Raw genomic sequence first — 13,134 nt, forward strand, 5'->3', positions numbered from 1 at the left:
AACTTGCTTGTGCAACGTAGCTGGACTCTTAAACTCGGACAAATTAAACTTGAAAAAAATTTCATATGGGCGCAGCCATAGGATGCCTGGACGCTCAGGAAGGATTCGCCGAGGCCGGATGTCGCAGTTCCAAAGATAGGCAGAGCACCGGGTGACGCAGCCGCCCCCAGGCGTGGCGGTCAACAACAGGGGAGGGAAATGGAAGACTTTCGAATCATGCCCGAACATCGAGGCGAATCGACAAGTTCCGGTCGTCGCGAATTCTTCGGCCAAGTTCTGACCGGAGCCGTGCTGGCCGGGGCCGTGGTCGTCGGAACTGCCGGGATAGCTCAGGCCCAGGTGGCGTCATCGGTCGACACCGCACCGCTGCAATTTGCGCTGAACTTGCACTATCTTTCGACCAACATGCTGCAACTGGCGATTTACGGCGCAGGCCGACAGTTGCCGGCCCAATATATCCGCGGCGGCGAGACGCTGGATCGGCCGGGCGTTTCGGCGACCTCGGCCAAGCAGGTCAGTTTTCCGGCCGGGACGCGTGATATCCAGGCGCGTATTCAGGAAATTGCGGACTCGCTTTGGTTTCGCACTCTTTTCCTCCGCGACCTGCTCCGCGCCGACTCTCCGGCGCAGAATCAGATCGACATGACGGCAGAACGGTTCACCGCCATGTTCCGGCTGGCGGGCGCGATCGGACCGGGAGACAGCTTCGATCCTTATGCCTCGCCGGTCGATCTGGCGCTGGCCGCGGAAACGATCCTGGCCGTGCAGGCAACGGCGCTCAACGGCTTGTCGACGCTTTATACCAATCCGGTCATCCGCGCATCGATGCTGTCGATGGCGGCGACGGCGGCGACGGACGTCACGACGATACGGACCATCCTGATGGCCGCATCCGCAGCCCGGCCGGAAATCGTGACGATGGTCGACCGCATGGCGTCGTGGCGCAATGGCATTGGCGGGGGCGACACGACCGATCGTGGCCTGTCTCCCGTTCCGGTCAATGGCCGCCTGGCGGCCCGGCTGGCGCTGACCGACGATGACGGGCTGCACCTGTCGCGAACGCCCGGCCATGCGCTCAACGTGCTGTTCATGACGCCGGGCGCCGCTACCCAAGGCGGCTTTTTCCCGACCGGGATCAACGGCACGTTCAAGACGGGTGCCGCCAACTAAGTCCGCAATTTCGATCCCAAGGGGGATGACATGACCTATTCCGACAAGGATATCGCCACTGCCGACACCACGCGCCGCCAGATGATCCGCTGGTTCGGCACCGCCTCGATCATGGCGGGCGGGCTGGCCTTTCTCGAGGGCTGTAATGACGATGTCGTCGGGTCCGAATCGGTGGTCACGCCGACGCCTACCGCATCGGCGACCGCCACTCCCACGCCACCCGCAGCCTATACGGCGACCGACGCCGACCGGATGAACCTCATCCTGCAGCTTCATTATCTTTATGGCACGTTCCTGGTCCGCGCTTTGGACGGCACCACCCTGCCCGCCGCGCTGATTACGGGAGTCGGCACCCCAGGTGGCGTGACGGGCGGCAGCAAGGTCATGTTCGCCGACCCGATGACGCTGGCCGGGGTGAATGAGGTCGCCAATGCCGTGCTCGCCCGGATCGCTTTCCTGCGCAAGACGCTGGGCAGCGCGGCGACCGCCCAGCCCGCCCTGAACATCGCCGGTGGCCAGAACGGACCGTTCGATGCGATCGCGCGCGTGGCGTCGACAACGACGCAACCGACCAGCTTCTTCGATCCCTATGCCAGCCAGGACGAGTTCCTGCTCGGCGCAGTGGCCCTTTCGGCGGTCGTGATGACGACATCGGTCGGCCAGGGCTTTCAGGTGGGCGCGACGACAAGCGGCCCGGTCGCGGCGCTCGTCGCGGGCATAGCCGCCAGCGACGGAGCCATTCGCAACGCCCTCTACCAGCGCGCGATCCTTCAGAAGCGATCGATCCCGGAAAGCGAAATCCTGTTCGAACGGTCATGGCGCATGGCCGAGGTTCGGGATCGGCTCGATGGTCCCGTCGGCCTGGACCGCGGCATAGGGTCGTTCGGCGGCGGAGAGGACTTTGGCTCCCAAATCCAGCTCCGCGACAATAATTGGATAGCGTTGCGCCGCACGCCCGAACAGGCTCTGGGCATTTTGTACGCATCCGGCACCGCAGCATCCTCGGGAGGATTTTTCCCGGGCGGTGTGAACGGGCTGATCAAGACCAGTGGGAACAACGTCATGTGATCCCTCGGGTCGTGCGCCTTCGGCACCCCACTCTGACGGCGCACGAAACGTTGGCGAAGAGGGCTTCCCCCTCTTCGCTTTTTGCATCGCGGTAAAAGACGTTCGAATGGAGCGTTGCTGTTTGCGCGTTCAAACTCGTCTCAAACGGCTCGAATTTCCGCCGAGCCAGCCTTCCGTTGATCTTCCGCTGGTTTGCCGGACACCGACGACGGGCTCTGCGCAGCCAGGACGTGTTCTGATTGCGAATATGACGAAGCGTCGGCTCAAGCACGAGCGTACGCGCGAGGCGGTGGCGCTGTTAAAGACGAGTGGCCGGATGCAGAGCGAGGTTTCGGCCGGGTTGGGGATCATGCCGACGATGCTGCATCGCTGGCAGCGCAAAGGTGCAGGAGAGCGGAGTCTCGCCGCGAAGATCACAGCGGCGTCATGCGCAGCCCGCGAACCTCGTCGATCCGCTTCGTGGCCATCGCACCCTATCATGGGATCGCGCCGTTGGGTCGGCAGGCCGCGACGTTCCGGGGCGCACGAAACCTCCGCGCCCGCCCGCCGTTGGACCATCGCTTCGCGGTCCTGCCGCATCGTGAGGCTGGAGGAGACGAAGATGACCGACCTGCCGACCCGGGTGACGCTCGATAATGACGGCACCGATGCCGAGCGGCCGCCGGTGCTGCCCTTCCTTCATATGTGGACCGGGGCGGATGGCGGCAGCCGGATCGACCTGTCGCGCATGACCGGCTTTGGCCAGAAGAGTGTCGGCGGCGGCGCGGACCCGCAATGGATGCGACCGTTTCCCGGCGAGGTGGAAGCGGTCAACTTCGCGATCCTGCCGGTGGGCTGGGTCGGCGACTGGCATGAAAGCCCCAAGCCGCAATGGGTGATCCCGCTGCGCGGCCGCTGGTTCATCGAGACGATGGACGGCAACCGGGTGGAGATGGGACCGGGCGACATTCATTTCGGCCAGGATCAGGACACGACCGACAGCAAGGGGCATCGATCGGGCCAGATCGGCGACGAGCCCTGTCTCCAGATCATGATCCAGTTCGCCACATCGCCCGCCGCGCAGACCCGCGACCCGTTCGGGGCATGACGGACGCTCAGGCGACGCCGCTCGCCCCGCTGTTGACTCCCGCCCGGCTGCGTCAGCCCGGACCGCCCGAGCGGACCGAGGTGGCGCCACCAACCATCCACCACGCCGCGGCGGGCGCGGTGCTCGGTGAGGCGCGGCTCGTCACGTTGTACGATGGGGCGAGTTGGAGTGAGGGGCCGACATGGTGGGCACGCGAGCGAACGCTGGTATGGAGCGACATCGTCGGTCGCCGCGTGCTGGGGTGGCGTGAGGACGGCGCGGTCGACGTGCTCCTCGACGCCACGCCGTTCATCAACGGCAATGCGGTGCTGCCGGACGGCACGCTGGTACATTGCGAGCATGGCCGTCGCGCGATCAGCCGGTCCGACGGCACGGGTGTCGCGACCCCCATCGCATGGGCGGCGGAGGGTAGCCGCCTCAATGCGCCCAACGACCTGATCGTCACCCCCGACGGGGCGATCTGGTTCAGCGACCCGACATTCGGCCTCGAAAACCCCAAGCAAGGCGTGCCCGGCCGTTCGGAAAGCGGGCGTACCGCGATCTGTCGGATCGACGAGGATGGCACGGTGCGGCGGATGGTCGACATGGCGCAGCCCAACGGCCTCGCCTTCTCGCCCGATCGACGCACTTTCTACGCCTCGCAGACTCCCGAGCATGGCGAGGGCGAAGTGGCGATCTGCGCCTTCGACTGGGACGGGACCGCATTGTCGAACCGGCGACGGTTCGCTACCATGGCCGAGGGGATACCCGATGGCTTCACCATCGACCGGCGCGGCTGGCTGTGGAGCAGTTCGGCAAAGGGGGTCGAGCTGTTCGATGATGACGGTACGCATCTCGCCACCGTGCCGACGCCGGAGACGTGCAGCAACTGTACCTTCGACGCCGACGAAATGCGCCTGTTCGTGACCGGCGGCGCGCACCTCTGGATGTTGCCGCTGGCATAGCCCATGCTGGTCGCACCCGGTCGTCAGGCCAAGGCGACAAGGCCGGTGTCGCGCGGTCCGAGGTCCTATGGCTCGATCTGGATGACGTCGCGACGGGAGGGGCACGGGTTTCTCGCCCTGCAAACAGACGCCAGCCTGGAATGCGATGGCACGCCATGACGCGACGTTCGTTGGTCCGGACCGATGGGAGACGTACATGATCAACCTGAATAGCGCGACCGCAGCGGAACTGGACGCGGTGCCCCAGCTGAAGGGACATGGTTTCGAGATCGTGAGATATCGGGACGAGCGTGGCAGCTTCAGCGAGGTCCGCCAGCTCGAGGAAGTGCCGGGCCTCGCAGGCAAGTGGAACGGGGCCGAGGCCGTTGTCTCCACCGAATGACGGTCGTTATCGCCCCCCGGCCCCGGCAGCCGCCATTCGACAGGCACCCAACGCTTTCCAGTTTCTACCGTTGGGTCATATTGGCCTTTTGCCGAACCTCTGAACAGAAATCCTCTCTCCATTTTCACGTCACCAGGGCTGCCGACATTCTGGCGACAGCGGCCTCACCGTGCATTTCCCGTTGGGCGTTCTGCTGAACCGCGATGGCCGATGCCGGTTTGACGCCGCGAGCATCGGGGCGAGCATCGGGGCGAGCATCAGGGAGCGTGCCGACCGCATTCTGTCGGATATCTCCGATGAAATGATCCGGCACCGCTCGCGCGACGATCCCGGCAAAGACGTGCGACACCATCCCGGCGGCGCGGGTGGAGCGCGGTACGAAACCGGATTTTCGAGCGACACGCCGGACGAGCCAGCCGATGCGACGCCCCGATATCATCGGGTCCGTCAGTCCTTTTTGCAATCGATCGGACCTAAATGGAGGCCGATCGTTATGGGTCCGTCACCCGGACACAGGCGTCGGGATCGATTGGGGGGGCGGGGACATGGAATGGGGGTCGAGCGGAGCGACCGGCAGGCATCTGCGGGTGGGATCGTCGAACGTACGGCGCTGGACCATCCTTTCGTGGCGGACGGTGCGTAGCGGTATGCGCGACGATTTCGGTATCGCGGCCAGCTCGATCGCCTTTGCCGCTTTCCTCGCCATGATCCCTCTGGTCGGCCTTGTCGCGGGCGCCTATGGCTCCATCGTGCCGGCCGCGACGGTGGCGCAGAATCTGTTGACACTGACCGCGATCATGCCGGTGGATGCGCGAAGGATCGTCGCCAGGGGATTGCACAACGCACTGGCGACGGACCGCGCCTCCATCACCGCATTCCTCCTCTCGATCGCTATCGCCCTGTTCAGTGCCCGCCGCGCCGGGCGGTCGCTGCTTCACGGCATCAACCTCGCCTATCGGATCGAGCGGGAGCGCCAGGGTCTGCGCCGACAGTTCGCGTCGACGGCGCTGGTGCTGGGCTGCGCCGCGCTGGTGCTGACCGCCCTGGTGTCCCTGTCCGTCCTGGCGTTCCTGCAAAGCTATGTACCCGATGGCCTGCCCGGCGCGCGCCTCGTGTCCACGATCACGCTGTTCGGCTCGCTGACCCTCGGGGCAGGCGCAGGGCTGATCTTGATCTATCGCTACGCGCCCGCGGCGGAGCAGGCGATCCCGTGGCGCCGCGCCCTGCCGGGCACGATCGCAGGCGTCGCGATGTGGCTCACCGCCACGCTGTTGTTCCGCATCTATGTCGCGCGCATCGCGCGGTTCGACGACACTTATGGATCCCTCGCGGCCGTGGTGGTGCTGATGCTGTGGCTGATGGTCTCGGCATGGGCGCTGCTGCTCGGCGCACGGCTCAACGCCGAGGCCATGGCCGATTCCGGGACCCGCATCGAGGAACGACGCAAATGACCCAAAATCCGGTGCAGGACCGCTACCGCAATCGCATGCTGACGATCATTGCCGCGATCCTGCTGATCGCGGCGCTGCGGGCAGGATTTGCGGTGATCATGCCGGTCGCCTTCGCCGCGATCATCGTCGCCGCCTTGTGGCCGCTCAAGCGCTGGCTTGCCCGCTTCATGCCGTCGTGGATCGCCTATACGCTGACCCTGTTGTCGCTGATCGCGATCCTCGCGGCCTTTGCCGCATCCGTCTATCTGTCGATCGGGCAGGTCATCGGGGCCATGTCGGCGGAGTGGGCCGGGCTTGAAAAGGCCTATATGCGGCTTGCCGCCTGGGCGGCGGAGCATGGCGTACCGATCGCGGGGACCATCAACCGCCAGCGCATCATGGGGCTGTTGCAGATGCTGGCCAGCGGTGCCTATGCCTTCGTCACCTATGTCGGGTTCATCGGTATCGTCGTGATGCTCGGCCTGCCCGAGGTGCCGCGGCTGCGGCGGCGTCTGTACGAGATGTGCGAAGGCGGCGCGCGTCGCGACATGCTGGAAGTGAGCGAGGAGATATCGGGTCAGGTCCGTCGGTATCTCGGCACCACATTGGCCACCAGCATCCTGACGGGGGCTGCATCCGCCCTGTGGTCGTGGATGACCGGGCTGGAGCTTGCGCTGGTCTGGGGTATCCTGAATTTCCTGCTCAACTTCGTGCCCGTGATCGGCAACATCGTCGGCATCGTGCCACCCGTGCTGTTCGCCTTCGTGCAGTTCGGCGGGTGGCAGATGCCGACCCTGGTCTTCGTCGGCTTCGTGATCTTGCAGATGACGATCAGCAACGTGGTCTATCCGCTACTCCAGGGAAAGCAGCTGTCGCTGTCACCGTTGGCGATCATCATCGCCATGACGTTCTGGAGCTGGGTGTGGGGTATCGCCGGCGCCCTGATCGCCGTGCCGCTCACCGCCGCGATCGTCATCATCTGCGGCCAGTTCGATCGCAGCCGATGGATCACCAAATTGCTGTCCGCGTAAGTCCGATGGCCAGGGTTCCATGGCCACCTCCGGACCGATAGGAGGTCATTCGATGCCGCTATCTGGGCTTTCCGGATCGGCCCGTTCGTCCCATGGGCCATGGGCGGCGGTTGCCCGATACCTATGGCCTGGGCGATGGCGGATGATGACCGTGAGACGGCTGGCTGCGGCGCCGTGGCTCGCCTATCGCTCGTGCGACGATGACATGCCATTTTCGTTGACGGCGCACCGTGGCTGTCCGCCAGGACAGGCCGGTCAGGTCGAGGAAGCGTTGCTGTATCCCGGCGGCGTGCTGAGCGAAATCATAATAGTCGATCCGATGATGTGCGAGCACCAGCCGCCCGCCGGGGCGTAGCGCCTGTGTGACGTGCCTGGCGACGTGCCTCATCGCTGGCGGGGAAAGATAGTAGAGCAGTTCCGCGATCACGATAGCGTCATAGTCTTTCTGCGGAAATCGCGCGGGCAATGCCAGGCTGATGGCGCGCGCGCGGGGGCGGTCCGCGATGGCGCGGGCCGTCAGAGCCGTACCTTCGGCGGTCCCCTCCGTCGCATCGAGGCGCAGGGCGCGCGCGGCCATGGCCCGGCTGTTCGATCCATTCCCGCTGCCGAGTTCCAGAACGCGGCCGAGGGGGCCAGGACCCAGGGCATGCAGGATCGCCGCACGCTTTGTCGCTTCGTCCCGGTCGGAATAGGTCCCCCAGGGGTCGCCACTTGCCGCGAATTTCTCGGCAAAACCGGCAAGATCGATAGGCCTCATCGCCGCTCCTCGGCAAACTGTTCGACGGGGAACGCGAAGACTGCGAGTTCATGGCGTGCGATCGTAAAGCCATGAAGATCGTCGGCGATCACGCCCAATTGCGTACGATGCATCCGAATGAGCGATCGCTTCGCCGCCACGCCGCCCGCCAGCGAAACGGTCCGGCATCGGGCACCCCTCGCGCGGTGTGGTGGCCAGACCTGATAGGTCATGCGTCGTCCGGCAAAATGGAGGTCCCGAAGCGCCGCCGCGACGGCCCGGTGATCGGGATGCGCGTCGGTCATGGCGGGGCCGATGAGCATGTCCAAACCCCGGCACCGACGGATCGCCCGGCTCAGCCGCTGGCGACACAGCAGCGATTGAGCGGAAAGGCCACCGTCCGGCAACCCCAGAAAGGTCACGCGATGACGCACCACACCCAGACGACCGAGCGCCGACAGGCTTTCCTGCCGACGCGCCGCAATCAGCCGTTCGGGGGGCCATGCCCCACTGTTGGGATGCGAGGCGGCGCCATTGCTGACCACGACGACCCGGACCACACTGCCCTGCCGCCGCAAGGCCTGTATCAGGCCAGCGGCCCCGATGATCTCGTCATCGGGATGGGGTGCGACGACGACGGCATGGCGAACGGCGTTGAGATCCAGTTTCACAGGGCGGGCACCAACAGACCCTGCAGAACCCCGCGACCGACGCGAAGCCTTTGGGCGTCAGGGGCGGGCTGGCGGAGATAGACCGCCAGATCGCTGAGCATGGCCGAGAGAGGATGGCTGTGGAACTGGCTGGCAAGCCCCACGGCCTCGCGTGCGACGACCATCGCCCGCTCGGCCGCATCGGCCACCGCCAGTCGGGCCGCCGCCACGCGCGCCAGGCGCGGTTCGTCGCCTTCTTCGGCATTCTCGAACCACAGCCGTGCCGTCCGCCGGACGATGGCGGCCGCGCCCTCGGCCAGTGCGAACAACTCGGCCAGTCGGGCGGCCTGAAAGGGATCGTCGCCCCGCCCCGCCGCAACCAGATGATCGCGGCTGAGGTCGCAAATGCCCGCCACGCCGCCCGCATGAACCGCCACGAAACGCAGCGCGCCGCCGCTGAAAAAGGGCTCATGCGCATAGCAGCCGGGCCGGCCGATCCGATCCGCGTCGGTGACGGGGGCATGATCCCAGCGCACCCGATGCGTTTCGGATCGCTGCATGCCGATCACCCGCCACCAATCGGAGTCGACCGCCGGTGGTATGCGGGACAGGTCGAGGAGGAGCAGTTGCACCCCGTCGGACGTGTCCGCCGTCACCAGCGCATGGCTCAGCACCCCCGCCCCCGAGGCATAGCTTTTGCCGCCGCTCAGCCGCCCGTCGTCCAGCCGCAGCGCCTCCCCCGGCCATCCGGCATTCCACACCCCCAGCGTCGCGCCGCGCGCCAAGGCACGGCCCAGCACGTCGACCTGAGCGGCCGAGCCATAGCGCCGGACGATCTGCACGGCATCGACATGCCCCTCGACCAGTCGGGCGAGCGGAAGGTCGCGGCGGCCGATCCCGTACAGCCTGGCCAGCAATGCGATCAGTTCGTCCGCCGTCTGCGGATCGCATGGCGGATGATCGGCCCAGCCCTGTGCAGCGATCGCGCCCCGCAGTTGATCGGCCATCATCGTCATGCCGCGACCTCGCACCACCGGCTTTCCAGTTCGCCCAGACGATCTTCCGCCGTCGCCAGCGACACCATGGCATCATGGGCCATGGGTGCCGGAACGATGCGCATGGCAAATGCCTCGCCATTGGGACAGTCCCGCGCGACGCCCAGGATATGGTCCGCCGACAGGCCCAGGCTTTCCCCCAGCGCCGTGCGGACATGAATCTGGTCGATCGTCGCAAAACTGCGTCTCGCCGCCGCCTGTGCGCGCCATTGCCATGACGATCCACGCGGGTCGGCCATGGATGGCCATTCGCCGTGATCCAGCGCCCGCAACACGTCCGCAAGGCCCCCGGCGACGCGTCCGTCTCGCCGTGACGATGTGTCGACCGCCATCGCCCCGTCGCGGCGGACGCGAAAGCCGGCCCGCGCCGCATCGTCCAGAAACCGGGCATCTTCGCCGGACGGCAACGGCCGGAACCCGCCGATCGCGCGATAGGCGGACGCACGAACCGCGATATTGGCGCCTCCGCCGAAATGATGGGTATCCCGCGCCTCCCATGGCACCGGGTCGACGAGGCGGCGATATCGGTGGAGCCGATCATAATAGCGTTCGATGCGGCACTGCAGGGGGTCTCGCGCGGCATCGAGGCGGAGGATACGTCCCGCCACCACATCCGCCTCTTGCAAAGCCCGACACCCCGCCGCGATCCAGTCGCGATGCGGCATGCTGTCGGCGTCGGTCGTGAATATCAGGCCCTCTGCGCCAGCCAGCCGTTCGAGGCCCATGGCCAGCGCCGCGCGGCGGGCCGCGCCCGCATTGGGCTCCGTATCCCGGGTGCCCTGCGCCACCGTCAACCCGAAGGGCAAGACCGGCTGCATGCGATCGAGCATATCCCGGCTGCCGTCCCGGCAATCATCGAGATACAGGCAAAGATGCATGCCATTCGCACCTATCGACTGCCCGGCGATCGCGGACAGCAATTGGGGCAGCAAGCCCGCCTCGTTGCGCGCCGGGACACAGATGATCACGGGGATGTCCTCGCTCAGAATCCTTCTCCCATGCTTCGTGCGTCTCGACCTATGCGGATCGGCCCTGCCTGTGTACGACAGGCCGACAGGATAAGACTTGATCAATATCAACCATTTAACGGCAGGGCGATTGTGCTTTCCATGCGTTGAGACGCTGACATTCCTCACGGACGCAAAGGCATCATCATGGCCAACAAGATCAAGTCGCGCGCGGGCGCGACAAAGGGCGAGACACCCGACAAGGCCCCCGCCCTTCCTGCCGCATCGGACACGCCCACCCATTATGCCGAGTCCCGGGGTCATGGGGGAGAGACGCACCAGAGCACCGACGACACGGCCCAGACGCTGACCACCCAACAGGGTGTTCCCGTCGCGGACAACCAGAACAGCCTGCGCGTCGGCGAGCGCGGCCCGACCCTGCTCGAAGACTTCATCCTGCGCGAGAAGATATTCCACTTCGACCATGAGCGCATCCCCGAGCGGGTGGTCCATGCCCGCGGCTATGGCGCGCACGGCGTGTTCGAGCTGACCGACAGCCTGGCGGACTACACCCAGGCCGATGTGCTGAGCACGGTCGGCCAACAGACCGAGGTGTTCGTCCGCTTCTCGACGGTCGCGGGCAACAAGGGGTCGATGGACCTGGCGCGCGACGTGCGTGGCTTCGCGGTCAAATTCTATACCACACAGGGCAATTGGGACATTGTCGGCAACAACATCCCGGTGTTCTTCATCCAGGACGCGATCAAATTCCCCGACCTGGTCCATGCCGTGAAGCAGGAACCCGACCGCGCTTTCCCCCAGGCCCAGTCCGCGCATGACAATTACTGGGATTTCGCCAGTTTAAGCCCGGAGGCATGGCATATGGTCATGTGGCAGATGTCGGACCGGACCATTCCGCGCTCCTTCCGCACCATGGAGGGATTCGGCGTTCACAGCTTCCGCCTGGTCAATGCCGAGGGCAAGTCGACCTTCGTCAAATTCCACTGGAAACCGCGCCAGGGCCTGCAATCGGTGTTGTGGAACGAGGCGGTCAAGATCAACGGCGCCGATCCCGATTTCCACCGCCGCGAGCTGTGGACCGCGATCGAGGGCGGCGATTTTCCGCAATGGGACCTGGGCGTCCAGCTGTTCGACCAGGAAACCGCCGACAGCCTGCCCTTCGACCATCTCGATGCGACCAAGCTGATCCCCGAGGAACAGGTGCCCGTCCGTATCGTCGGCACGCTGACCCTGAACCGCAATGTCGACAATTTCTTCGCCAACACCGAACAGGTCGCCTTCTGCACCCAGAATGTCGTCCCCGGCATCGACTTTTCCGACGACCCGCTGCTGCACGGCCGCAACTTTTCCTATCTGGATACGCAGTTGAAACGGCTGGGCGGACCCAATTTCACCCATATCCCGGTCAACGCGCCGCGCTGTCCGGTGATGAATTTCCAGCAGGACGGCCATATGGCGATGCGCAACCCCAAGGGGCGCGCCAATTACGAACCGAACAGCTGGGGTCCCGATGGCGGTCCGCGCGAGAACCCGACCATCGGCTATCGCAGCTTCCCCGCGGAGGTGCAGGGCATCAAGCAGCGTATCCGCGCCGAAACCTTCGCCGACCATTACAGCCAGGCACGGCAGTTCTTCATCAGCCAGCAGCCCATCGAGCAGAAGCATATCGGCGATGCGCTGGTGTTCGAGCTGTCGAAGGTCGAGCGGGTCGACATCCGCGCGCGCGCCGTCTCGCATCTGCGCCTGATCGACGAAGGGCTGGCCGCGACGGTCGCCGACGGGCTCGGCCTCGACCTGCCCGAGCCCGCCCAGGCAGCCAAGCCCACGCTCGACCTGCCGCCCTCGGCCAAGCTGAGCATCCTGTCCAACGGCCCCAAGGACTTCAAGGGGCGCAAGATGGGCATCCTGCTGACGGACGGCAGCAGCGCCGATCTGTTCGCCGCACTGACGAAGGCGCTCGAGGCGGAGGGCGCGCTTTGGGAAGTCGTCGCTCCCAAGATCCGTGGGGTGACGCTCGACGACGGCACGCAAGTCGCCGCCAAGCAGAAGATCGATGGCGGCCCCTCGGTGCTCTACGATGCCGTCGCGGTCCTGCCATCCGAGACGGGCGTGGCCATGCTTACCAGGGATGCCACAGCCAAGGACTTCGTCACCGATGCCTTCGCCCATTGCAAGTTCATCGGCCACAACGACGCCGCCAATGCCCTGTTCAACGCCGCCGGAATGATGGAACGGGACGAGGGTTTCGTCGCCTTGGCCAAAGCCAAAGATGCCAAGACTTTCGTCAGTCAGTGCCGTGCGCTCCGGATCTGGTCGCGAGAGCTGGATGTGGACCTTGATGCAGCGTCGCTTCAGACCTCGCAGTAACGATCAGGGGAACGGGAAGGCACGACATGGCCTTCCCGTTCATCATGGCATCCCCCTTCCTACAATGACGATAAGCGATGGATCCCTCGGCAATTGGCCGCCGTCCTTCATGAACTTCGCCCCTGGAACGATGGTCGGTTGGTTGTCGGAGCCAGGCGGGCACTTGAGCGGCAACAGATTGGGGCTATTCGCTTTGGCTTCGGTCGCCACCGGCATTGCCGGGCCAGACCGCTTAGGAGGCATCGA

Annotated in this window: 13 protein-coding genes; 8 read left to right on the top strand and 5 right to left on the bottom strand. The window is 65.4% G+C overall.

From position 1 onward, the window contains the following. Nucleotides 1–216 precede the first annotated feature (216 nt). From SP5_RS13850 to SP5_RS13870, 5 genes are all read left to right on the top strand, one after another. On the top strand, nt 217–1,170 hold the full coding sequence (locus tag SP5_RS13850; RefSeq protein WP_042489828.1) for a ferritin-like domain-containing protein: 954 nt from the start codon (nt 217–219) through the stop codon (nt 1,168–1,170). A 30-nt stretch (nt 1,171–1,200) separates the two neighbouring features. Continuing rightward, the gene (locus SP5_RS13855; RefSeq protein ID WP_042489830.1) at nt 1,201–2,238 is read left to right on the top strand and encodes a ferritin-like domain-containing protein; all 1,038 of its coding nucleotides are present in this window, start codon (nt 1,201–1,203) and stop codon (nt 2,236–2,238) included. Nucleotides 2,239–2,839: 601 nt separating this feature from the next. After that, nucleotides 2,840–3,325: a cupin domain-containing protein gene (locus tag SP5_RS13860; RefSeq protein WP_042489832.1), complete on the top strand. Its 486-nt coding sequence runs from the start codon at nt 2,840–2,842 to the stop codon at nt 3,323–3,325. Further along, entirely contained in the window at nt 3,322–4,269 is a 948-nt protein-coding gene (locus tag SP5_RS13865; protein WP_042489833.1) for an SMP-30/gluconolactonase/LRE family protein, read from the top strand. The genes SP5_RS13860 and SP5_RS13865 overlap by 4 nt, the downstream gene beginning before the upstream one ends. Before the next feature lie 196 nt (nt 4,270–4,465). Next, nucleotides 4,466–4,651 (top strand): helix-hairpin-helix domain-containing protein, encoded by a 186-nt coding sequence (locus SP5_RS13870; RefSeq protein ID WP_042489910.1) that lies wholly within the window; start codon nt 4,466–4,468, stop codon nt 4,649–4,651. 124 nt (nt 4,652–4,775) lie between these two features. Here SP5_RS13870 and SP5_RS13875 read toward each other — a convergent pair whose 3' ends face one another. Continuing rightward, nucleotides 4,776–5,114 carry a hypothetical protein gene (locus tag SP5_RS13875; RefSeq protein WP_167334717.1) on the bottom strand — a complete coding sequence of 113 codons (339 nt, stop codon included), beginning with the start codon at nt 5,112–5,114 and terminating at the stop codon, nt 4,776–4,778. A gap of 82 nt (nt 5,115–5,196) precedes the next feature. Here SP5_RS13875 and SP5_RS18575 point away from each other — a divergent pair, with 82 nt between their 5' ends. Both SP5_RS18575 and SP5_RS13885 read left to right on the top strand, forming a co-directional pair. Next, nucleotides 5,197–6,102: a YihY/virulence factor BrkB family protein gene (locus tag SP5_RS18575; RefSeq protein WP_167334718.1), complete on the top strand. Its 906-nt coding sequence runs from the start codon at nt 5,197–5,199 to the stop codon at nt 6,100–6,102. Next, complete coding sequence (locus SP5_RS13885) at nt 6,099–7,112, top strand: AI-2E family transporter (RefSeq protein WP_042489835.1); 1,014 nt, start codon at nt 6,099–6,101, stop codon at nt 7,110–7,112. Before SP5_RS18575 ends, SP5_RS13885 begins: the two co-directional genes overlap by 4 nt. Before the next feature lie 121 nt (nt 7,113–7,233). Here SP5_RS13885 and SP5_RS13890 read toward each other — a convergent pair whose 3' ends face one another. Genes SP5_RS13890 through SP5_RS18850 form a run of 4 tightly spaced genes read right to left on the bottom strand, consistent with a single transcriptional unit; the run spans nt 7,234 to nt 10,521 of the window. Beyond that, complete coding sequence (locus SP5_RS13890) at nt 7,234–7,869, bottom strand: class I SAM-dependent methyltransferase (protein ID WP_042489837.1); 636 nt, start codon at nt 7,867–7,869, stop codon at nt 7,234–7,236. Then, complete coding sequence (locus SP5_RS13895) at nt 7,866–8,519, bottom strand: PIG-L deacetylase family protein (protein WP_042489839.1); 654 nt, start codon at nt 8,517–8,519, stop codon at nt 7,866–7,868. The genes SP5_RS13890 and SP5_RS13895 overlap by 4 nt, the downstream gene beginning before the upstream one ends. After that, nucleotides 8,516–9,514, bottom strand: a complete 999-nt coding sequence (locus SP5_RS13900; RefSeq protein WP_042489913.1) for an acyl-CoA dehydrogenase family protein — start codon at nt 9,512–9,514, stop codon at nt 8,516–8,518. The genes SP5_RS13895 and SP5_RS13900 overlap by 4 nt, the downstream gene beginning before the upstream one ends. Beyond that, complete coding sequence (locus SP5_RS18850) at nt 9,511–10,521, bottom strand: glycosyltransferase family 2 protein (protein ID WP_167334719.1); 1,011 nt, start codon at nt 10,519–10,521, stop codon at nt 9,511–9,513. The genes SP5_RS13900 and SP5_RS18850 overlap by 4 nt, the downstream gene beginning before the upstream one ends. Before the next feature lie 186 nt (nt 10,522–10,707). Between SP5_RS18850 and SP5_RS13910 the strand changes: the two genes are divergently transcribed. After that, entirely contained in the window at nt 10,708–12,888 is a 2,181-nt protein-coding gene (locus SP5_RS13910; protein ID WP_042489841.1) for a catalase, read from the top strand. Nucleotides 12,889–13,134: the final 246 nt, after the last annotated feature.

Origin of the sequence: Sphingomonas parapaucimobilis NBRC 15100 (assembly GCF_000787715.1) — a bacterium.
Taxonomy (GTDB): Bacteria; Pseudomonadota; Alphaproteobacteria; order Sphingomonadales; family Sphingomonadaceae; genus Sphingomonas; species Sphingomonas parapaucimobilis.